Annotated in this window: 17 protein-coding genes; 1 reads left to right on the top strand and 16 read right to left on the bottom strand. The window is 68.8% G+C overall.

Annotated elements, in window-relative coordinates; all coding sequences use genetic code 11:
• Positions 1-132: 132 nt before the first annotated feature.
• The 14 genes from AB0M62_RS27595 to AB0M62_RS27530 all read right to left on the bottom strand — a co-directional run bounded on the left by AB0M62_RS27595 (position 133) and on the right by AB0M62_RS27530 (position 18,173).
• Entirely contained in the window at positions 133-2,469 is a 2,337-nt protein-coding gene (locus AB0M62_RS27595; protein WP_366077006.1) for a hypothetical protein, read from the bottom strand.
• A 15-nt stretch (positions 2,470-2,484) separates the two neighbouring features.
• Positions 2,485-2,907 carry a hypothetical protein gene (locus AB0M62_RS27590; protein ID WP_366077005.1) on the bottom strand — a complete coding sequence of 141 codons (423 nt, stop codon included), beginning with the start codon at positions 2,905-2,907 and terminating at the stop codon, positions 2,485-2,487.
• A gap of 555 nt (positions 2,908-3,462) precedes the next feature.
• Positions 3,463-4,824, bottom strand: a complete 1,362-nt coding sequence (gene mycP / locus AB0M62_RS27585) for a type VII secretion-associated serine protease mycosin (RefSeq protein ID WP_366077004.1) — start codon at positions 4,822-4,824, stop codon at positions 3,463-3,465.
• 29 nt (positions 4,825-4,853) lie between these two features.
• The gene (locus AB0M62_RS27580; RefSeq protein ID WP_366077003.1) at positions 4,854-6,323 is read right to left on the bottom strand and encodes a hypothetical protein; all 1,470 of its coding nucleotides are present in this window, start codon (positions 6,321-6,323) and stop codon (positions 4,854-4,856) included.
• A 72-nt stretch (positions 6,324-6,395) separates the two neighbouring features.
• Positions 6,396-6,839, bottom strand: a complete 444-nt coding sequence (locus AB0M62_RS27575; RefSeq protein WP_366077002.1) for a hypothetical protein — start codon at positions 6,837-6,839, stop codon at positions 6,396-6,398.
• Positions 6,840-7,021: 182 nt separating this feature from the next.
• Positions 7,022-9,358, bottom strand: a complete 2,337-nt coding sequence (locus AB0M62_RS27570) for a xanthine dehydrogenase family protein molybdopterin-binding subunit (RefSeq protein WP_366077001.1) — start codon at positions 9,356-9,358, stop codon at positions 7,022-7,024.
• Positions 9,355-11,208, bottom strand: a complete 1,854-nt coding sequence (locus AB0M62_RS27565; protein ID WP_366077000.1) for a 2Fe-2S iron-sulfur cluster-binding protein — start codon at positions 11,206-11,208, stop codon at positions 9,355-9,357. Before AB0M62_RS27565 ends, AB0M62_RS27570 begins: the two co-directional genes overlap by 4 nt.
• Entirely contained in the window at positions 11,205-12,104 is a 900-nt protein-coding gene (locus AB0M62_RS27560; RefSeq protein ID WP_366076999.1) for an FAD binding domain-containing protein, read from the bottom strand. The genes AB0M62_RS27565 and AB0M62_RS27560 overlap by 4 nt, the downstream gene beginning before the upstream one ends.
• A 287-nt stretch (positions 12,105-12,391) precedes the next feature.
• The gene (locus tag AB0M62_RS27555; protein WP_366076998.1) at positions 12,392-14,038 is read right to left on the bottom strand and encodes a beta-N-acetylhexosaminidase; all 1,647 of its coding nucleotides are present in this window, start codon (positions 14,036-14,038) and stop codon (positions 12,392-12,394) included.
• A gap of 4 nt (positions 14,039-14,042) precedes the next feature.
• Positions 14,043-14,906, bottom strand: a complete 864-nt coding sequence (locus AB0M62_RS27550; protein WP_366076997.1) for a carbohydrate ABC transporter permease — start codon at positions 14,904-14,906, stop codon at positions 14,043-14,045.
• A complete protein-coding gene (locus AB0M62_RS27545) occupies positions 14,903-15,805 on the bottom strand; it encodes a sugar ABC transporter permease (protein ID WP_366076996.1) in 903 nt (300 codons plus the stop codon). Before AB0M62_RS27545 ends, AB0M62_RS27550 begins: the two co-directional genes overlap by 4 nt.
• Before the next feature lie 5 nt (positions 15,806-15,810).
• Positions 15,811-17,115 carry an extracellular solute-binding protein gene (locus tag AB0M62_RS27540; protein WP_366076995.1) on the bottom strand — a complete coding sequence of 435 codons (1,305 nt, stop codon included), beginning with the start codon at positions 17,113-17,115 and terminating at the stop codon, positions 15,811-15,813.
• A 173-nt stretch (positions 17,116-17,288) separates the two neighbouring features.
• Positions 17,289-17,582, bottom strand: a complete 294-nt coding sequence (locus AB0M62_RS27535) for a DUF3039 domain-containing protein (protein WP_366076994.1) — start codon at positions 17,580-17,582, stop codon at positions 17,289-17,291.
• A gap of 30 nt (positions 17,583-17,612) precedes the next feature.
• Entirely contained in the window at positions 17,613-18,173 is a 561-nt protein-coding gene (locus AB0M62_RS27530; RefSeq protein ID WP_366076993.1) for a YqgE/AlgH family protein, read from the bottom strand.
• Positions 18,174-18,424: 251 nt separating this feature from the next.
• Between AB0M62_RS27530 and murA the strand changes: the two genes are divergently transcribed.
• On the top strand, positions 18,425-19,765 hold the full coding sequence (murA, locus tag AB0M62_RS27525) for a UDP-N-acetylglucosamine 1-carboxyvinyltransferase (protein WP_366076992.1): 1,341 nt from the start codon (positions 18,425-18,427) through the stop codon (positions 19,763-19,765).
• A gap of 72 nt (positions 19,766-19,837) precedes the next feature.
• Here murA and AB0M62_RS27520 read toward each other — a convergent pair whose 3' ends face one another.
• Both AB0M62_RS27520 and AB0M62_RS27515 read right to left on the bottom strand, forming a co-directional pair.
• The gene (locus AB0M62_RS27520) at positions 19,838-20,119 is read right to left on the bottom strand and encodes an HU family DNA-binding protein (protein WP_366076991.1); all 282 of its coding nucleotides are present in this window, start codon (positions 20,117-20,119) and stop codon (positions 19,838-19,840) included.
• Positions 20,120-20,457: 338 nt separating this feature from the next.
• Positions 20,458-21,882: an NAD-dependent malic enzyme gene (locus AB0M62_RS27515; protein WP_366076990.1), complete on the bottom strand. Its 1,425-nt coding sequence runs from the start codon at positions 21,880-21,882 to the stop codon at positions 20,458-20,460.
• Positions 21,883-22,095: the final 213 nt, after the last annotated feature.

Raw genomic sequence — 22,095 nt, 5'->3', positions numbered from 1 at the left:
CGAACTCTAGGCTCTTCGCCTTTTTTGCTCTCACTGCCAGAGCAAGCAGGAACCCCGAAACCGAGAACAAGCAACAGACAGACGGCCCGAGCCGTTTTCTGGTGCATCACTACCCGCGCACTCATTCTCGAATCAGCCCGTCTCAGGGTCGTTACCCTGCTGGTTTTCCCTGTCATTGCCCTTGGCGTACCCGAGGTCCGCCGCTTCGATCAAATCCTGACCAAAGATCCCTTCGAGGTCAATCCCGTGCTGTTCCGCAAAACGCTTGGTCGGAGCCTCGGCCATGCGCTCGCCCGCCTCGAAGGTCGCGGTCTTCGCATCACGGGTCTCCCCGTCGACTTTGTCCTTGTGTTCTTCCTGCGCCTTGTCAGACCAGTCGCCGATGACCTGCCCCGCAGCCTGCTCGAGCGCGCCGCTTCCCGTGTCCACAGCAAGTGGCACGAGGATGGCCGCGGCCCCCGCAGCGGCCGCGGTGGCCGGCAGGAAGGCAACACCCGCGGCTACCGCCGCGGTAGCGCCAAACTCGATCCATGCAGAGCGCTTTTCCAAAGTCTTCTCGTAGTCTTCGAGTTTCTTCCCGTTCTGGGCCTCGAGCTGATCCACGCGGGACTGGTCGAGCATGCCTTGCACCTCGGCCCCTGTGCGGACGGCCTGCCGCGCCTCGCCCTGGTCGATCTTGCCGTCAGGTCCGACCTGCGCCTCGAGCATGCTGCTCGTGTAGACACGCTCGGCGGTCGAGATTGAGGCATACGCATCAGGATGCTGGCCCAACGTGCTCAGAAACTTTCGGGCGTCACTCCGCCCGAACTCGGCATGCGAATCAGGGTCCTTACCAGGAGCGAACATACTTTCCGGGCGATTCTCGTTGAGCGCCCAGTTGATGTCGTCGATATAGCCTGCCCCCATGTGGCCAAGGCTGTCCGCCATGGCCTCCTGTTGCTTGAGAAGCCCAGCGTCGCCACCGTACTTCGCAACAACCTCCTCCATGATTCCGGCAGAGGTTTCGTCCCGCACGAGCTTCGGGTTCGGGTCGTCCCAGGCATGGCCGAGGGTCGCCGTCTCCAACGCGTGCCCGAGGGCGTCCGGCATGAAGGCCATGGACTTCTCTGCATCGTCAGGATGGTGGCCCACGATGTCCGGGAAGAACTTGTAGTCCTCGTTCCCGAAGTAGTCCAGGTAACTCGTGATGGCGTTCCCGTCCTTGTCCTTGCCAAGGTTGGGAGCACCGCCTTTGAGCGTGCCGTCCTCGTTATACGCCTTCGGATCGGCAGAAAAGAATTCTTTTGACGCCTCGGGACTGTGCCCAAGCGCCTCCAGCATGCTGACTACCGGGTCGTATCCGGCTCCGTTCACGCTCGACGGGTTGAACGGGTTCTTCTGCCAGCCACCCACACCCTTGGAGTCCGCGAAGAAATACGGATCCTTCTGGTGCAACTGGGTGACGTGTTCCGCGATGGGATTGAGGAACTTCGGGTCGTAGTTGCCGTACCGCATGATCCCGCCGAGCAGCTGGTATCCGAACGGCCCGGAGTGGTCATGCTTGGCCAGCGGGATGCGCTCGGTGCCCAGCTTCCGCATGTCCTGTGCCCACTTGTCGGACAGATGCGGCTGCTGGTCGGGGTCCGTCGCCGTGGCGAGGTTCAGCCCCAGGTTCTTCTGCAGCTCCTGAACGTCCTTCAGACGCTCTTTGTCAACCTTAGAGTAGTCATACGTGTCGGTGGAGAGCTGGCCAAAAAAGGCTAGGGTCTTCTCCGGGCCGAGCTTCTCGTAGAAGGTCTTGGAGAAGATCGGCGAGTTGTGATTGTCCCTTAGCAGTTCATTAAGCTGCTGGAGCTCGCTGTGAGTGAGGTCCCGGCCCTTGGAAGCCAGGTAAACAGCACGCTGGGCCTCTTCCGCGTCGAGGCTGTCGTACTTGGGTGCGCTGAAATGGTTTGCGTCGTCCGTGATGTTGGCCCGCAGTGCCCGCGAGGTCGTGTCATCGGCGTCGTCGCAAGTCTCAACCAGCGCGTCGATGCGCCGCTGCATAGCCTCGATTTCGTTTTTCTGCTCCGACAACGCCGACGCGTAATCGGGGTCGTGGCGCGCCGCCTGATCCTTTTCGAGTGGATAGGAAGCGGTAACCTTGCCATCCTTCCCCACGACGAGCCTGGCTGCCGGCGCGTCGGTATCGACGATCTTCTTCAGGTCGTCCTGTGCCTTCTTGAAGGCGGCGTGCCCCTGCTCCAGGATTTGCTTGATGCCTTTGGCGGCCTTCGTAGCGTCGTCGAACTCCTTCACCGTCTTCTCGATGAACGGCTTGGTGACGTCGGCGTTGACGCCCTTCCAATCAGCCTTACCCGACTTGGCAAGCATCCCCTTGCGGGCATCCTCCGCCAGCCTCTCGAGCTTGGTGACCATCGCGGTCCAGTCGTCAACCGCCGTCTTCAATTTGCCCAGCGGTGCGTGGTAGACGTCCTCGAACTTCAGCATGGCGAAGGGCGCTCTCTACTTGAAGTATGCGTTGATCTTGGATGCCGTGAGGGCAGCGACGATGTCGGCCTCTTCCTTGGCATGTGACGCGGCCGAGTAATCGAGGTGGTTGGAGATATTCGCGCAGGCGTCCAACAACGTCTTCAGCTGTCTGCCCCAGGTGTCGTGCACCTTCGTCATGGCGGAACCGGTCTGGAAGTTGTCGTTCGTGAGCGCGATCGCCGCGTCGAATGTGCTCGCGCGTGCCTGATCGCCGTCGTTGGCCAGCCGGTTGTAGAGCCCGTACGCCTCATGCCCCACGGCACCCAGTTCGTCCTGCTTCACGCTCAGGTCGGCAGCAGCGCCGCTGCTGGTGGGGCCGTCATCAACGCGATTCAGGCGCATGCTGACGCTCGGGCCACCGGTGCGTGCCGATGACCACTCCTCATCGAACGACATAGCTCCCCCATGTTGTATCGCAGCCGCAGCAGCGCCCACCGCTGCGCGGCACCCGGTCGAGGCGGTACCGAATCCGTGACAGAACTAGCTCCAGGCTAGGAATCGGATCCGTCCCCTCGCGCTTCCTGCATCGGATAGTTGCGGTTCTTACACAACCGCACTGTCCAGCACTCTTTTCGCCCAGGCGCAGAGGAGTTTGACGCAAGCGTGCTGGCTGACGCCCGCGAGGTCGTTGGAATTTATGCATCATGATCACAGCAAGTTGCATCCAATTGAGCGGGCCTCGGGGTTACCCACCGTGCACTGGGCGCCGCACACCGGGACCGCCGCTTAGGATCACTCCAACTGACACTGGGAGAACGCCCACATGCTTCTGCATCAGCGACGGCAGCGGGCTGCTCACCTTCTTGTTGCCCGCTGAGCCGACGGTGCTGAGTTTCACCTCAATGCCCCTCGCAGACATAGAGGATTCCTGTGGCCCTTCGCAGATGAAGTCGAAGCGGCTCCGTTGGCCCAGACAAGGCCCTTCTTGCCCGCTTGGATCGGATGGAAATCTCACCCACGTTGGCCGGGTCCGTGCGGACCGGGAGATGGGCGGTTCGGGTTCGGGCCGACCTGCGTCGGACTGTAGGGCGGGTACTGCGGCTGCCCTTGGTAGCCACTGGGCGGGAAGCTCGGCGCAGATGCGACTGCTGTCGTGCTGCGACGCCGCGAGCGGATGACCGGGACGGCGACTGCGGCGCCGATGATGGCCGCCCCGCCGACGCCGAGTGCGATCCAGAGCCCGGTGTTGCTGTCGTCGTTCGACGAGGAGGCTGCGGCGGCCGGCTTGTCGTGGTCCTCGGTACCGCCGTCCGTGGACTTGGAGGCCTCGGGGGACGGCGACTTGGGAGCGGCGGCCGAGAGGTCCGGGAGTGGATACTCGTCGGCGGGGCCCGGGTCGCCGGGAGTCTTCAGCGCGCGCAACGGACGCACCGCGCCGTAGCCGATGTGGTCGTTGCGCTTAACGCCGTCGGACGGAGCGCTGATGGTGTTGAGCATGACCCGCAACACCTGGTTGTTGGTCCAGGTGGGGTGCTTGGCCCAGATCAGGGCTGCGGAGGCGGAGGCAAGGGCCGTCGCGTCACTGGTCCCGCTGGTCCTGCACAGGCCGGTCTCTCTGGCGCACGCATGGACCATTTCTTCTCCGGGGGCGGAGATGTCCACCTGAGGGCCGTACTGGGATTCAGGGGTTTTGCGCAAATCCTTGCCGATCGCGCCTACGCCTACGACGCCTGGCGTGCCGGCAGGATATACAAGGTCATTCGTCGTCTCGCCCTCATTGCCCACGCTGGCGAAAATCAACGCCCCCTTTGTCAGAGCGTATTTCGCCGCCTGGGTCACCTCCTGCGATTCCACAGGGCTGCCCTGAGAGATGTTGATGACCTTCGCGCCGTTGTCTGCTGCGTACCGGATCGCTGTGCTCATTCGACTGTCGGCCTCAGCCTGATTGACAGAGCCATCCTTGGGCATCCGGATGGGCATGATCTTCGCTCCGGGTGCTAGTCCGAACGCCCCGTCCCCTCCGCCGCTTTCGCCTGTTCCGGCAATCAGTCCAGCCATGCTGGTTCCATGACCCTTATGGTCAGTCCGTGCGTCGCCCGGTGCGCCGTCAGCCAGGTCCTTGCCTTGCAGGACCTGCCCCTTCAGGTCCGGGTTGGTTGCCTGGACTCCCGTATCGATCACCGCAACGGTGACACCCTTACCAGTACTGAGCTTCCAAATCTCCTCGGCCTTCATGGCATCGAGGAACCACTGGTCTGAGCGCACTGAATCGGCGTGGGCCGGTGCGGCAGCAGCGATGCCCACCAGCAGTAGTCCCAACACCGCCGAGACAAGTGTTCCGCGGCGATCGTCTCGAATACTGCTGGTAGGCATCTGTTTCCCTTGACGTTCTCTCTGAGGTGTCAGTCGATGACCGGCGGCACTACGCGCCGGCCGCTCTGCTGCCAGGTCTCTTCGTCCTCCGACAGATAGTCGGGGCGCTCGCCGTTCTGCTCACCACGGCGAGAGTTGGCGGTGCGCGACCCCGAGGGAATTGCCCCCGCCCGGCCTGCTTGTCCGGCGTGAGTCCCACCGGTGGAGTTTGGGTTCGCGCCGCGCACCAAGCCCGAGCCACCCGGCGTGAAGGGCCGAGCGCTGTTGTGGCCTGCCTGTCCGGGCCGGCCTCCGACAACGCCGCCCGCCTCGGACGCCAAGCGACGCCCGCCGCTGATACCGCTCTGGCCGGCGCCTCCCACAGGACCGCCATGCATGCCGGTCATCCCCCGTCCCATCTGGCCGCGGGCAGTGGTGCCTTCACTGCCAATCACCGTGCCACGAGGAATCGCGCCCGCCGGGCGACCCGTGTTCGGCGCGACCGGTCGGCCGCCGACGATGCCGTTCTCCCGCGGCATCCTCGGGGTGAGACCGGCCTGTCCGGGCGAAACAGGTCCACGCATGCCGGGAACCGGCTTTCCTGGCGCATTGGCAGTGGGCCCGCCGGGATTGCCGCCGAACGCAGGCGGTATCACTCCTGGCGTGATCGTGACCGGGCCGTCAGGCCTGCTGACTGGCGGAACGATACCGGTCGTCCCTGGGGGTGTGGCGGTCTGAGAGGGCAGCGTGGCCACGCTGTCGATCTCCATGTCCACCGGGCGCTCCACCGGCCGAGCGGTGGCCGTGCCGATCTCGGTATCAGGCCTTGCCCGCGACACAGACTCGGGAGCGACCGCCCGCTCCCGACTGGACACACCGTCCGTGCGTTCCCCCGTGTACGGGCTGTTGTCGCCCCTTCGATACGAGTCCTCGGCCATGTCGTACTGCAGGTAATCCTCCGGCAGGACCGCCCCCGGCGGCGGCGGAAACACCGGCCGCTCCAGCTTGTCCATGTTCTGCTGCGAGTCCGCGTACGACTCCGCCAGCACCCTCATCCGGTCCGCCGCCGCCAGCTGGGCGGCATCGGCCGCGGCCGCCTTCGCCTCCGGCGTGGCGTTGGCGTAGTCGTGCGGCAGCGTGGAGACAGCCTTGCCTCTGACGGCTGCCGAGTCCGGGTCGTTGTGGTACTTCGAGGCCGCTGCGAGGTTCGCCGCCTCCTCCGGCAGGGTGCGGGGGATGGTGGACTTGGCGAGAGCGATCGCGTCCGAGGCGGTGGCAAGCCACTTCGAAGCGCCCTCGCTGTAGTCGCCCAGTCTCAGCGTCGAGCTGTGAAGGTCGGCACCCCACGACCGGAAGGCGTCGGCGCCCTCTCCCTTCCACTCCACCCACTGCGGTCGGACCTTGAGGTCCTCCGCAATCTTGTGGATCTCCACGGCGGCCTTGGCCAACCTGTCGGCGGCGTCCTGTACCGCGCTTGCGTTCGCCTGGTCCAGCCACGCGAGCATCGTCGCGTGGGACATGCCCTCGAACGGAGTTCGTCCCCTGTTACCCATACGCCGTCTCACCTATTCCCCGTGGTCCACAGCCGCTGCTCACTCGCCGAGGCCGCCACCGGCACCGGCGGTGCCGGCACCCGAGTCGCCCGGCTGCGTGTTGCTGTGCCCCTTCTCCGCTGCCGATGAGTTGTGGTGCCGCTTGTAGTCGTCCGTCGTGTGCCTGCCGATGGCGGCCATACGCCGACGGATGTCCTCGTCGAGGTTCTCGTAACCGTTGTGGGAGGCCATGACCGCGATGCCCATGCCCTCTATGGAGTCCGACAGCAGCTTCGAGAGCTTCTCCAGCTCCTCGATGACCGTCGTGTAGGAGTCGAACAGCCCGTCCGCCTCGTGCCAGCCGCTTTCTCCGCCACCAAGCTGGCCTCGGGCCATGGCGCCCTGGCCGACCTTGTTCGGCCCGGCGGGGCCCTCCTTGAGGTCCTTCACCAACTGGTCGACCCTGTCCCGGAACTTCGTGAACGACGAAAGTTCGGTGACCATGTCGCTCACGGCGTCCGTGACGGCCGCAAATGGGTTGAAGAACCCGGACCACGCGCCTCCTGACCCGCCCTCGCTCGGCAGCACAGCATCCTCCCCGTTTACACAAAGCTTCGGGGATCACTCTAGCCATCGCCACTGACACTTCGCACCCTTGGGTTGCAGGTGCAATGCGGGTCACACACTCAGGAGTTGGGCACCGCCACCGCAGCCTGCGGTCTTATCGGAAGCCGGTTCACCGGGCGGCCCGTGGCTGCGCGGACTGCCGAGGCGACGGCCGCCGGGGACGTCACGACCGGGACGGCGCTGGCGGCCTTGGCCCCGAACGGGGCCACCACGTCGCGTTCCTCGACGAGGTTCACGATGCGGATGTCCGGGGCGTCCAGCGATGTCGGTAGTGCGTAGCCCGTCAGGTCGGGGTGACGGACGATGCCGCGCATCGTGCGGAGGTTCTCCGTGAGGGCCGTGCCCACGCCCTGGGTGACGCCCGCCTCGATACGGGTGGCCAACTGGCGTGGGTTGAGGACCCGGCCGACGTCCTGGGCCACCGCCATTTCGACGACGCGCACCGAGCCCAGCTCGATGTCGACGTCGACCACCGCCCGGATGGCGCAGAAGGCGAGGCCCACGAAGGCGTCGCCCTGGCCGGATTCGTCGAGAGGTTCCGTGGGGTGCGGGCGGCACTGGGCCGTGGCCCAGAGTTCCTTGCCGGCCATCGCCTCCGTGACCGTCGTGGACAGGACTCCGTCGTAGGAGGTGATCTTTCCGTCGGCGATCTGGAGGAGTTCTGTGGACATCCCGAACTTGTGGGCCAGGGGCTGGAGGAGCTGCGTACGGACCATCTTGGCGGCGCGTTCGACGGCTCCGCCCGAGACCCAGGTGTGCCGGCCGTGCGTCGCCGGTCCGGCCGGCGGCTGGTCCGTGTCGACGGAGGCGACGTGGACTTCCTCGATGCCCAGGGTCTCCTGGACGATCTGGCGGGCGAGGGTGGAGAAGCCCTGGCCTGTTTCCACCGCCGCGCAGATGACCGTCGCGACGCCGTTCTGGACCTTGACCGTGGCCGTCGAGACCTCGTCCGCACCTTCGGCGCCGAGCATGTGGACCATGCCCACCGCGTAGCCGACCCCGCGACGGATCGCTCCCGGCTCGCCGGCGCCCTCGGGGCCTCCGGGCAGCAGCCAGCCGTCCTCCGGGGAGTCCTTCGGCAGGACCGGCAGCGGGAAGTCCCGTACGGATCGGAGCAGTTCGGCAACGGGTGCGGGGCAGGTGACCGTCTGGCCGGTGGGCAGGAGGTCGCCGGTTGCGAGCACGTTGCGCAGTCGCAGTTCGGCCGGGTCGATGCCGAGCCTCGCGGCCAGCTTGTCCATCTGGCCCTCGTACGCAGCGCAGACCTGCATCGCACCCTCGCCACGGACGTGCCCGGACGGAGGGTTGTTCGTACGGACCGCCCAGCCCTCGATGAAGGCGTGCGGAACGACGTACGGGCCACAGGCGAAGGCGACCGCGGCGGCCAGGGATTCGGAGGAGGCATCCGCGTAGGCGCCGGCGTCGAGGAGGATCTGTGCCTCCACCTTCACCAGGCGGCCCTCCGCATCCGCGTGGTGGCGGTAGCGCAGCAGGGTGGGGTGGCGGTGGGCGTGGCCGAGGAAGGACTCCTCGCGCGTCGCGGCCAGTTTCACCGGGCAGCCGGTCTTCAGGGCGAGGAGGCCGAGGGGCAGTTGGAAGCCAGGGTCCTCGCGGTCGCCCGTCGCGCCGGGGACGCCGGTGACGACGATCTTCACCCGGTCCGGTTCGAGGCCGAAGCAGGCGGCTGCGAGATCGCGGTCGGTGTGGGGGTCGGTGGAGGCGGTGTAGATCTCGACGCCGCCGTCCGGGCGCGGGACGGCGAGCCCGGCCTCGGCGCCGATGGGGGCGGGGTCCTGGCGGCCGATCCGGTAAAGGCCCTCGACGATGACCTCGCCGGCGACATCGGGGTCGCCGTAGCGCAGCGGGATGTGGCGGATCAGGTTGCCGTCGGGGTGGAGCGGGTCGGCGGCGAAGGCCTTCTCCGGGTCGGTGACCGGTTCGAGGATCTCGTACTCGACGGCGATCGCGGCCGCGGCGAGACGGGCCGTGTCGGGGTGGTCGGCGGCGACGGCCGCGATCGGCTCGCCGTGGTGCCTGACGAGTTCGGCGGCGAAGACCGGCCGGTCGGCGATCCGCCGTCCGTGTGCGGCGTTGCCGGGTACGTCGGCGTGGGTGACGACCGCCCGTACGCCGGGCATGTCGGCGGCGGCCGTCGTGTCGATAGAGACGATTCGGGCATGGGCGTGCGGGGAACGCAGCACAGCGGCCCACAACAGACCCTCGGCCCAGAGGTCTGCGGCGTACGGGAAGGTGCCCTCGGTCTTGGCGCGGGTGTCGGCCGGCGGCAGCGAGGCGCCGAGGCCGTGCGCCGGTGCCTCCTGGCGGTCCAGGCGGTCCTGCCAGTCGTGCCGGTTGCCTTCGACCGCCGGGGTCGCGGTGGCAGCGTCGTTGCTCACGCCAGGCCTCCGTCGTGCGGGTGAGTCGGGTGGGTCGGGTGGGTCGGGTGGCTCGGATGCGCGTGCGGAGGCTGTACGCCGCCGGCGCCCGGGGGCGCCTGGTGCGGAATGCGTGCCTCTTCGGCGCCGCCGCCCTCGGGCGTGGCGGAGTTCGCCGCGCGCTCGGCGATCACTTCCCGTACGGCGTCGAGTACGCCTCGGTAGCCCGAGCACCGGCACAGGTTGCCGCAGAGCGCCTGGCGGGTCTCCAGCTCGGTGGGGGCATGGTTGCCTTCGAGCAGGTCGTGAACGGTCATGGCCATGCCGGGTACGCAGAAGCCGCACTGCACCGCGCCGCAGTTGGCGAGCGCCCGCTGGACGTCGGACGGCTCGCCGTCGGCGGCGAGCCCTTCGACCGTACGGACCTCGGAGCCCGCGGCCGTCGCAGCCGGCACGAGGCAGGAGGCGACGAGCCGGCCGTCGACCTGGACGGCGCAGGCGCCGCACTCGCCCTGCGAGCAGCCGTCCTTGGCGCCGGCGAGGCCGAGGCGCTCGCGCAGGACGTAGAGGAGGGACTCGCCGATCCAGGCGTCGGTGACGGGCCGGTCGGCGCCGTTGACGCGCAGGACGTAGGAGGCGTGGGGGTGCTCGCTGTGTGCGTGCCGGCTGTCGGTGTCCTCGGCTGCCCCGGCGTCGGTGGTGGCGGTCGCGTCCGCGGTGTCGTCGCTGTGGTCGCCGTGCGGGTGCTGCTGGCCGACGGTGGCTTGGGCGTGCGGCTGCTCGGCGGGCGCCGGTCGGCCGCCGTGGTCCTCGCCGTGGGCGGGTTCGCCGGCCGGTTCGCCGACGGGGCGGCCGCCGTGCGGCTGCTGCCCGGGCCGCAGAGGGCTCCGCTCGCTGCCCTGCACCTCGGCCCGCTGCCCCTCGCTCTGCGGCTCCTGCTCGTCGTGCGGCCGCTCGTCGTCCGCGGCGCTGCCGGCCGCGGGCGTGGTGTCGCGCTCCGCCGCCGTCCGGGGGTGGGACGCCTGTGCGGGTTCGGCGGATTCGGCCACTGCCTGGGCGCCGCCCTCGGCGCCGTTGTGTGCGGCCTCCGCCACGGCGGCGAGGTCCGGCCATTGACCGGTCGGGGCCTGGAACGCGCCCGGCGCCCCGGAGTGCTCTCCCGAGCTGTCCTGCGACCCCTGCGGGTCCCGCTGCCCTTGCGGTTCCTGCGGCCACGCGGACCTGGGCCGGGCCCACGGTGACGGCTCGCCGTCCGCCGCACCCGCCGCACCGGCGGCGTCCGCCGCACCTGGCGTCGCCCACGGCGCGGTCGCGCCGCCGGGCAGCGTGGCCGGCGCCGACGCGCCCCAGTGGGCCGCCAGAGCCGAGGTGGTGAACTCGCCCGATTCGTCCGGAAGATCACCGTTTGCGACGGGGATGGTCCACTGGCCGGTGAGATCGGAAGCGGTCGGTACGGAACCGGCCTGCCCGTGGCCCGCGTCGCCCGGGCCCCGCGCCTCCGCCCCGGAGGCGTTGTACCGCTGCGCGTCCGCGTACCGCTCCGCGTCCGCGAAGTCCCAATGGGCGGTGGCGCGTGGATCCTGTGCGGCGTCCGGCTCCGGCCACCGCACGGCTTCTGCGCCGCCGGCCGGGGGCACCGCCGGCGTCGCCCACGTACCGGTCGCCGACGGGTCGGCGCTCGCGGCGGGGGTGAGAGGGGTGATGACCGGGGGGACGTAGCCCTGCCCCGGGGCGGCGAGGGGCTCGCCGCGGCCCATGAGCTCCTCGGGCAGTCTGACGAAGGCGGTGGCCTCGGCGTCGTACTCCCCACCCTGCGGGACCGGCTGCCAGCCGCCCTGCTGCGGGTGCTGCGGGTTCTCGTTGTCACTCATGACGTCAGCGCCCTCCCCAGTGCTCGTCGGGCCAGCGCGGCGACCGTACGCCGCAGATGCAGTACGGCGGGCGACAGGGCGGCCGCCTCGGAGCCGTCCGCCGACGGCGCAGGGTCCGGAACGCAGGCGGCCGCGACGTACTCGCCGAACGCCGCCAGCGCCTCGGACGCCAGCGCCCGCTCGCCGTCCCAGTCGATCAGCGAGGCGACCCAGCGCTCGGCCTCAAGCGGTCGCAGCGGCATCGGCGCCACCGCGCCCACCGCACAGCGCACGCCGCGCCGGGCCGGGTCGAGGACGAGCGCGACGGAGGCGGTGGCGCGGCCGGGTCCGGTACGGCCGGTCGCCTTCAGGAAGACCTGGGGCGCGTGCAACAGCGGCACGCGCACAAAGCCGACCAGCTCGCCGGGGCTGAGCATCTCTCGGCCGGCCAGCAGATGGGAGACGGGGATCTCGCGGCGCGCTCCGCCGGGTCCCGCGACCACCAACGTCGCTTCCAGAGCGGCCAAAACCGGCAAAGCGTCACCAGTGTGGGCACCGGTGACGATATTGCCGCCAAGCGTTCCGGCGTTACGGATCTGCGGCGGTCCCGCGGCCCGGGCGGCCGCCGCCAGCGCCGGGATGAGCGCCGCGAAATCCGGCCGCCCCATCCGCGCGTGCGTGAGGCCCGCGCCCAACAGGGCGTGGCCGTCCTGGTACTGCCAGCCGCGGATCTCGCTGATCCGGCCGAGACCGACCAGCGCCGCAGGGCGCAGCAGCCCCGCGTTGACCGCGGTCATCAGATCGGTACCACCGGCGACAGGCACGGCGGCGGGCAAGGCGGCGAGCGCCGCCACAGCCTCGTCGAGCGAGGCAGGCAGCGTCACGGACTGCGCCGCCTGCGGTGCGTGCGTGGTCAACCCAGCTGCCCCTTCCCGGTGTCCCGGTGTCCCGGCTGTCCCGCCTGTTCCGCCGTACGGTACGTGCTCGCGGCCCGGACGTGGCAACTCTGGCACATCTTCCGAGCCGACCGGAGAGAGGGTCCACGAAGGGTGCATCCGCGCCCGACCAGGGCGATAGTCCGGTTTCTCACGCCTTCGGCGCTGAGCGCGAAATGCCACCTTCGAGGATCCTTGTACTACTTATTCCGTGCGGCCTCCCACGGTCCCAGGGAAGGGGCCCGCAGGCACCCGGCTTCCGGTCCGGCTCACACGATCGGGGGCGCTCCCTCGATCGGGCGTCCGAGACCTGCGTCGTTTCCGTCCGGGGCCGGCCGCCGCTGCCACGGCAACGGGCCGCCGGGCGGGCGGTATTCCACGCCGAGCGCGTCAAGCCTGGCGTAGTGCGTGGCCATTCGCGCCTCGAACGCGGCGAAGTCCCGCTCCGCCGGCGCCGGCAGCACCGACCAGGCGACTTCGGCGAAGGCCGCCAACCGCGGGAACGTCTGGTAGTCGACGCGGCTCCGGTTCTCCATCACCTCGGTCCAGACGTTGGCCTGCGTGCCGAGGATGTGGGCGGCCGCGCCGGGTGCCAGCCCCGGCGGAACGGGCTCAAAGCGGTAGACGTCCTCCAGCGTGCGGACGTACCCGATGGGCATCGGCTCGTCCTCACCGCCCGCCTGCCGGTGGTCCAAGTACACCTGCTGTTCAGGGCACATGACGACGTCGTGCCCAGCCTCGGCGGCCGCGATCCCGCCCGCGTAACCACGCCAGGAGGAGACCGCCGCGCCGGGCGCGAGGCCGCCCTCCAGGATCTCGTCCCAGCCGATGAGCCGGCGGCCGCGCCGGGCGAGCCAGCCGTCGAAGTGCCGGATGAACCACGACTGCAGTTCGTCCTCGTCCGCCAGCCCCAGTTCCTCGATACGGGCCTGGGCCGACGGCGACCGCCGCCACTGGCCCTTGGGGCACTCGTCCCCGCCGATGTGGATGAAGGGGGACGAGGAAGCGGGGAAGAGGGCGAGGACTTCCTCCAGTACGCCCTCGTAGAAGCGCAGGGTGTGTTCCGTGGGGGCGAGGACGTTCGGGCTGACGCCCCAGGTGTCCCAGACCTGCAGAGCGGCGGTGTTCACGACGTCGGTGTTGCCCAGTTCCGGGTAGGCGGCGATGGCGGCCTGGGAGTGGCCGGGAATGTCGATCTCGGGGACGACCGTGATGTGCCGCTCCGCCGCGTAGGCGACGATCTCCCGGATGTCGTCCTGGGTGTAGTAACCGCCGTGCGGTGTCGCGGTCCAGAGGGGCGAGGCGCGGTGGCCCCACTTGGTGCGGGACCGCCAGGCACCGACCTCCGTGAGTCCCGGGTGACGCTTGATCTCGATGCGCCAGCCCTGGTCGTCGGTGAGGTGCAGATGGAGGACGTTGAGCTTGTGGGCCGCCAGGAGGTCCAGATAGCGCAGGACGCCGTCCTTGGGCATGAAGTGGCGTGCCACGTCGAGCATCAGCCCGCGCCAGGCGAATCGCGGCGCGTCCCGGATGGTGATCCGTGGGAGGGCCCATACCCGGCCGGGTGTGAGGGGAGCGCGCCGGAACGCCTCGGGGCCGAGCAGCTGGCGGAGGGTCTGGGCGCCCCAGAAGACGCCGGCCGCGCTGCCCCCGTCGATGCGGCGGACGGACCCGTCGACGACGATGCGGTACTCCTCGGGGGCGAGTCCGGCGTCGATGCTCAGCACGATGCGGTTGTGGTCGCTCCGGCCGTCCTGCAGGGGGAGGCCGGTGGCCGCCCCGACCGTCGCCCGTAGCCAACGCGCCACACCTTCGGTGCCGGGCCGGGGATCGAGCTGCGTCTGTGCGTCGAGAAAGTCGTACGCGGGCCCGGGCGGCACCCCCTCGGCACTCCTGGGCGCCGGAATCAGATCCATCGCGTCAGTCCTTGACCGCTCCGCCGAGGCCCGAGACGAGCCTGCGCTGTACGAGTACGAAGAAGACGAGCACCGGGACGGTCATCACCGTCGAGGCGGCCATGATGCCGCCCCAGTCGTTCTCGTCCGTCTTGAAGAACACCAGCAGCGCCATCGGCGGTGTCGACTGCGAGGTGTCGCTGATGATGAACGACTGGGCGAACAGGAAGTCGTTCCAGGTGGAGATGAACGAGAACACGCTCGTCGCCACCAGGCCCGGGAAGACCAGCGGGAACAGGATCTGCCACAGGAACCGCGTCCGGCTCGCCCCGTCCAGCTCCGCCGCCTCCTCCAGCGCCTCCGGCACCGCCTTCACGAAGCCGCGCAGCATCCAGATCGCGAACGGCAGCGAGAAGGCGATGTGCGGCAGGATCAGCGAGCCGAGGGTGTTGAGCTGCCCGAAGTCCCTCATCAAGAAGAACAGCGGGATGGTCAGCGCCTCGATCGGCACCATCTGCGCCACCAGGAACATGATCAGCAGAGTCGTGCGGAATCTGAAACGGAACCGCGTGACCGCCGTAGCCGCCAGAAAGGCGACGAGTGCGGAGGCGAGGACCACCGTTCCCGCCACGAGCAGGCTGTTGAGGAAGTACCGGCCGAAGTCCTGCTGTTCGAAGACCCGGCGGAAGGAGTCCAGCGACGGGGTGAGCGTCCACGGCCGGGCCTCGGCCGACTGGACCTCACCAGCCGGCTTGAGCGCGGAAAGCACCATCCAGTACAGCGGGAACGCGACGAGGACGGCGACGGCCAGCGCCAGCGCCTCGGCGGCGAGCCGTCCCGGACGCCGTATGCGCAGGCCCGGCCGCCGAGTGGTGCGTGCGAAGCTCATATCTCTTCTCCCTGGCGTCGCAGCAGTCGCAGGTACCCGAGGGTGACCGCCAGCAGAATCAGCAGCATCACCACACCGATCGCCGAACCCAGGCTGTACTGCGAGGACGCGAAGGCCTTCTGGTAGGCGTACACGTTCAGGACGAGGTTCTGGCCCGCGATTCCGCCGCCGTTCGTCATCACGTAGATCTGGGTGAAGACCTTGAAGTCCCAGATGATCGACTGGATGGTCACCACGACCAGGATCGGCCGCAGCATCGGCGCCATGACCGAACGCCAGATCCGCCAGTTCGAGGCCCCGTCCAGCGAGGCGGCTTCCAGCACCTCCCCCGGAATCGCCTTGATGCCGGCGTAGACGGTCACCATGACGAACGGGAACGAGCACCACACCACTTCGAAGAGGACGAGCGCGAAGGCGCTGTAGCGCCCGTACGTCCATGAGTGGTCACCCAGTCCCAGCATTTTGTTGACCGGTCCGAAGTCGGGGTCGAAGAGGAAGACCCACACCGTCGAACCGGTGACCGCCGGGGTCGCCCACGCGCCCAGCGCGGCGAGCATCAGCGCCAGCCGCGGTACGGCACGGACGCGCGTCAGCAGGACGGCGAGTGCGCAGCCCACCGTCAGGGTGGAGACCACGCATGCCGCCGCGAACAGCACGGTGGCCAGCAGCACCTGCCAGAACTGGCTGTCGCGGAAGAGTGCCGCGTAGTTCCCGAAGCCCCGGAAGGTGGTCGGTTCGCCACCGCTGACCTGGGCCTGTGTGTACTCCAGGAAGGAGATCAGGCCGAGCTGGTAGACGGGGTAGACGAGCAGCCCGCCGAGGACGGCCAGCGCGGGAGCGAGATAGAGCCACGGCGTCCATGTCCCGCCACGCCGTGCGGTCGTGAGGTGCTGCGCCATCGCGTTCAGCCCGCGGACCCGAACGCGGCGTCCATCTTCCTCGCGGCGTCGCCGGACGCCGCCGCCACGTCCTTGCCGCCGCTGACGATCTCCTGGAACATCGTGGGCAGGACGAGCGAGGAGTCGATCTGCCCCCATCCCGCCGACTCGGGGACGAACTTGGTGCCGGCGCCGAGCGTGGTGACGAAGGGCTCGACGAACGGCTCCTTCCTGGCGACTTCGGCGCGCACATCGGTGAAGGTGGGCAGGAAGCCCATCGCGTCGAAGAGCTGAGCCTGCGTCCGCTTGCCTGCGAGGGACTTCATCAGGTCCACCGCGAGCGTGCGGTGCGAACTGCTCTTGAGTACGCCGATGTTGTTGCCGCCTGCGAAGGCCGGCGCTATCCGGCCCGCCTCGACGCCGGGCAGCGGCACGACCGCGTACTTGCCCTTGATCTTGCCCGCCTCGACCGCCTGATGGCTGAAGTCGCCGCCGATGGCCATACCCGCCTTGCCCGCCGCGAAGGCGGTGACCGTCGCGTTGCCGCCCATCTGGGCACACTTGGCGGCCGGGCAGTTGTCGTCTCCGAAGAGCGAGGTGTAGGCGGTGATGCCCCGCTGAGCGGCGGGGCTGTTGATGGCCGCCTTGTACGAACCGTCCTTGCCCTCCGCGAGTTCGCCGCCGTGCGCCCAGATGAACGGCATCGCGCCGTACGTGTAGGCCCCGCCGACCGCGAGACCGTACAGCTCGGGCCTCGCCTTGCGGATCTTCTTGGCGGTGGAGACCAGCTCGGCCTGCGTCCTGGGGACGGTCAGCCCCAACTCGCGGAACACGTCGGTGCGGTAGTAGAGCGCGCGCACGCCGACGAGGAGCGGGGCGCCGTACACCTTTCCGCCGACCGTCACCGAATCCCGCGCGGTCGGGTCGGTGTCCTTGGTCTCGTCCCAGGTGCCGAACTCGGCGGTGACGTCGGCGAGTCCGCCGTCCTTCACGTAGCCGGCCATGTCCGTGTTGCCGTACTCGATGAGGTCGGGTGCGCTCTTCGGATCGTTGAAGGCGGCCTTGATCTTCTGGGCACGGGTGTCGACCGGGATGTAGTCGATCCGTACGTCGGTGCCCTCGTGCGCCCTCTCGAAGGCGGCGACGGCCCGCTCGACCACCTGCTCCTTGGGCTTGTTGTTGACCTCGCGGAACAGCCAGACCCGGAGGGTGCCGCTCTTGTCGTCCGTCTTCGCACGGTTGTCGGAGGTCTGCGGGGCACAGGCCGTGGCGGCGAGACCGGCCAGGGCGAGTGCCACTACGGGTGCGGCCGTTCGGGTGGAGAACTTCATCCGGTAACCCCTACGAGTCGGCGTTGCAACATATGCAACGAGCGTTTCGCTCTGCACAACACGCAGGAGATTATGGCCGCCTCGGCGCGCACGCGAAAGGCCCTCGCGGTGCGCATCGGCGCACCGCGAGGGCCTTCCGTACAGCTACTGGTCGAGCCGGCCGGGGCGAACGGCTACTTGTCCTTGCCGCCCTTGCCCTTGTCGCCGCCGGCGCCGCCGGCGCCCATCGACTCGTAGATCTCCTTGCACATCGGGCAGACCGGATACTTCTTCGGGTCACGGCCCGGAACCCAGACCTTGCCGCACAGCGCGACGACGGGCGTGCCGTCGAGCGCGCTCGCCATGATCTTGTCCTTCTGGACGTAGTGGGCGAAGCGCTCGTGGTCGCCGTCGCCGTGCGACACCTGCGGCGTCGGCTCTACGAGGGTCCCCGTACCTGCCCCGCGCTCGGGCTCAAGAGTGCTCATAGAAGCCAAGGGTACTGAAACGCGCGGGCATCAGTTCAGGGACGGGTCGTCCGGGTACGTGGCCACCATCGCGAGCTCGCTCCGCTGCCTGCGCAGTACGGCCCGCCAGAGCCGTTCCGGGTCCGGAGCCGAGACGTCTCCCGGCTCGGACTCGACGACGTACCAGGCGCCCTCGATCAGCTCGTCCTCCAGCTGTCCCGGCCCCCAACCGGCGTAACCCGCGAAGATCCGCAAGGACCCGAGCGCGCTGGCCAGCAGCTCCGGCGGCGCCTCCAGGTCGACCAGCCCGATCGCGCCGTACACCCGCCGCCAGCCGAGCGGGCCCTCCTCACCGGGGATGACGGCCACGCCGAGTGCCGAGTCGAGGGAGACGGGGCCGCCCTGGAAGACGACCCCGGGCTCACCGGCGAGGGCCGCCCAGGCCTCCAGGATGTCCCCGACGCCGACCGGAGTCGGGCGGTTGAGGACCACGCCGAGCGAGCCCTCCTCGTCGTGGTCGAGGAGAAGCACCACCGCGCGGTCGAAGTTCGGATCCGCGAGGGCGGGGGTGGCGACGAGCAGCCGCCCTGTGAGCGAGGACACCTCGGTCATGCCGACATGATCCCGCATCTTTGCCCTCTGGGGGGAGTCAACGGCGGTCTGTGAGCGTACGCAGCTCAGGGCGCACAGCAGCAGCGGGAGCGCGTCACCCGGAAGGCCACCCTCCGCTGTCCGGGGCATACGGAGCGTGTTGTGACAAATTCATGACGATCCCGCACCGTCCTCACCCTTACGGAGCGGGGGTGGTCGCCCCTTACCCTTTTCTCTGGCCCCCTGCCCACCCTCTCCGGAACGCGAGATTCATGACCGTCACAGACGATGTACTGCTTGTCCACGGCGGAACCCCGCTCGAGGGTGAGATCCGTGTCCGCGGCGCCAAGAACCTCGTGCCGAAGGCCATGGTCGCCGCGCTGCTCGGCAGCGGTCCGAGCCGGCTGCGCAATGTGCCCGACATCCGCGATGTGCGGGTCGTACGCGGGCTGCTGCAGCTCCACGGTGTGACGGTCCGCCCCGGCGACGAGCCCGGCGAACTGGTCCTGGACCCGACCCACGTCGAGAGCGCCAACGTGGCGGACATCGACGCGCACGCGGGCTCGTCGCGCATTCCGATCCTGTTCTGCGGCCCGCTGCTGCACCGGCTCGGCCATGCGTTCATCCCGGGCCTCGGCGGGTGCGACATCGGCGGCCGGCCGATCGACTTCCACTTCGACGTGCTGCGCCAGTTCGGCGCGACGATCGAGAAGCGGGCGGACGGCCAGTACCTGGAGGCCCCGCAGCGGCTGCGCGGCACCAAGATCCGGCTGCCGTACCCCTCCGTCGGCTCGACCGAGCAGGTGCTGCTGACGGCCGTGCTGGCCGAGGGCGTCACCGAGCTTTCCAACGCCGCCGTGGAGCCGGAGATCGAGGACCTCATCTGCGTACTGCAGAAGATGGGCGCGATCATCTCCATGGACACCGACCGGACCATTCGGATCACCGGTGTCGACAAGCTCGGCGGCTACAACCACCGTGCGCTCCCCGACCGCCTGGAGGCGGCCTCCTGGGCGTCGGCGGCGCTCGCCACCGAGGGCAACATCTACGTGCGCGGCGCCCAGCAGCGTTCGATGATGACGTTCCTCAACACCTACCGGAAGGTGGGTGGCGCCTTCGAGATCGACGACGAGGGCATCCGCTTCTGGCACCCGGGCGGTCCGCTGAAGGCGATCGCCCTGGAGACGGACGTCCATCCCGGTTTCCAGACCGACTGGCAGCAGCCGCTGGTTGTGGCCCTGACGCAGGCGTCCGGGCTCTCCATCGTCCACGAGACGGTCTACGAGTCCCGGCTGGGCTTCACCTCCGCGCTCAATCAGATGGGCGCGCACATCCAGCTCTACCGCGAGTGCCTGGGCGGCTCGGCCTGCCGCTTCGGCCAGCGCAACTTCCTGCACTCCGCCGTGGTTTCGGGCCCAACCAAGCTGCAGGGCGCTGACCTGGTCATCCCGGACCTCCGGGGCGGCTTCTCGTACCTGATCGCGGCCCTGGCGGCCCAGGGCACGTCCAGGGTCCACGGCATCGAACTGATCAACCGCGGCTACGAGAACTTCATGGAGAAGCTCGTAGAGCTGGGAGCGAAGGTCGAACTCCCGGGCGGCGCGCTCGTCTAGGCACTCTGTCCGTGCGCACAGGAAGGGCGGCCACCCGGTCCGGGTGGCCGCCCTTCCTGTTGCCTTCGGGTCTTACTTGCCCTTGGCGGCTTCCTTGAGCTTGGAGCCCGCGGAGACCTTCACGCTGTAGCCGGCCGGGATCTGGATCGGGTCGCCGGTCTGCGGGTTACGAGCGGTGCGAGCGGCACGGTGGGTGCGCTCGAAGGTCAGGAAGCCGGGGATGGTGACCTTCTCGTCGCCCTTGGCGACAACTTCGCCGACGACCTCGGCGAGAGCGGCCAGAACGGCGTCGGCGTCCTTGCGGGTCACCTCGGCGCGCTCGGACAGAGCGGCCACCAGCTCACTGCGGTTCATGTTGTACTCCCGTGTTCAACTTGCCTATGAGGCGTGAGATCGAAGCCGATGCTGCCAGGGCCCTCGGACAGTCCCCGGACCCGGGTCTGACGTCAGACCCTCGCGCCCGGTTAAGCATCCTGCCCCCACCAGCGGCGGGAAAGCGAATCCGGCACCCACCAGAGTCACACGAAAAGCGCCACTGCCCTCGTCGTGGTGACGCTCCGTCGACTGGCTGACGCGGACGGCAGCCGCCGCGGGCCTCTGTGCGGGTATCCCCGCAACCCTAGAGGGGTGGCGCAGGCGCCACGTTCCGCGACGCGCCGTCGCACTCCGCGTCTGCGGGCCGCCGCACGGGCTCACAGCTCGTCCGCGCCCGCCCCGGCGGCCTTGGCGGCGGTACGGACGGCTCCGGCCACCGCACCCGCGACCTTGTCGTTGAAGACCGACGGAATGATGTAGTTCGGGTTGAGCTCGTCCTCCGTCACCACGTCGGCGAGCGCGGCGGCCGCCGCGAGCATCATCTCCGTGTTGACCGTGCGGGACTGGGCGTCCAGCAGACCGCGGAAGACGCCCGGGAAGACCAGCACGTTGTTGATCTGGTTCGGAAAGTCCGAACGTCCGGTGGCCACAACTGCGGCCGTCTGACGGGCGATCGCGGGGTCCACCTCGGGGTCCGGGTTCGCGAGCGCGAAGACGATCGCGCCGTCCGCCATGGCCGCCACGTCGTCGCTGCCGAGCACGTTGGGCGCCGAGACACCGATGAACACGTCGGCGCCGGCGACAGCCTCCTTGAGGGTACCGGTGACGCCCTCCGGGTTGGTGTTGTCGGCGATCCAGCGCAGCGGCGAGTCTGGGTCGGCCGAGACCAGGTCCTCACGGCCGGCGTGCACGACACCGTGGATGTCGGCGACGACCGCGTGCTTCACACCTGCGGCGATCAGCAGTTTCAGGATGGCCGTACCGGCCGCGCCGGCGCCGGACATGACGACTCGGACATCCCCAATTCCCTTGCTCACCACGCGGAGTGCGTTGGTCAGGGAGGCGAGGACGACGATCGCCGTGCCGTGCTGGTCGTCGTGGAAGACGGGGATGTCGAGGGCCTCGCGAAGCCGCGCCTCGATCTCGAAGCAGCGGGGCGCGGAGATGTCCTCGAGGTTGATTCCGGCGAAGCCGGGGGCGATCGCCTTGACGATCGCGACGATCTCGTCGGTGTCCTGGGTGTCCAGGCACAGCGGCCACGCGTCGATGCCGGCGAACCGCTTGAACAGGGCCGCCTTGCCCTCCATCACCGGGAGGGCGGCCTTGGGGCCGATGTTGCCGAGGCCGAGGACGGCGGAGCCGTCCGTCACGACTGCGACGGCGTTGCGCTTGATGGTGAGACGCCGGGCGTCCTCGGGGTTCTCGGCGATCGCCATGCAGACCCGGGCCACACCCGGCGTGTAGATCATCGAGAGATCGTCACGGTTGCGGATGGGGTGCTTGGACTGCATCTCGATCTTGCCGCCGAGGTGCATCAGGAACGTACGGTCGGAGACCTTGCCCAGCACGACGCCCTCGATGCCGCGCAGCTGCTCGACGATCTCGTCGGCGTGCGAGGTCGAGGTGGCGGCGATCGTGACGTCGATGCGCAGCTTCTCGTGGCCGGAGGCGGTCACATCGAGGCCGGTGACCGAGCCGCCGGAGGACTCCACGGCCGTGGTGAGCTGGCTGACCGCGGTTCCGCTCGCGGGCACCTCCAGCCGGACCGTCATCGAGTACGAGACGCTGGGCGCCGTTGCCATGGCCGACTTCCTCTGCTTTCCCTGGATGCATTGCCGCGCCGCCGCGGCCTGCCGGCCGGGACGCGTCGTCCGATCGTCCCACCTACCAGCCGGTACAAGGTAACCAGCCGCAAATTTCGGAAAGACACTTCCACCATACGAGAGGGTTGCGTTAAACAGAACAGGTCCCCGCCATCGGATGACGGCGCGGACCTGTTCTTATGACGCTTGAGT

The organism is Streptomyces sp. NPDC051219 (assembly GCF_040682335.1).
Lineage (GTDB): Bacteria > Actinomycetota > Actinomycetes > Streptomycetales > Streptomycetaceae > Streptomyces.
The sequence above is the reverse complement of the archived record's forward strand: the minus strand, read 5'-3'. Positions and strand labels throughout refer to the sequence as shown.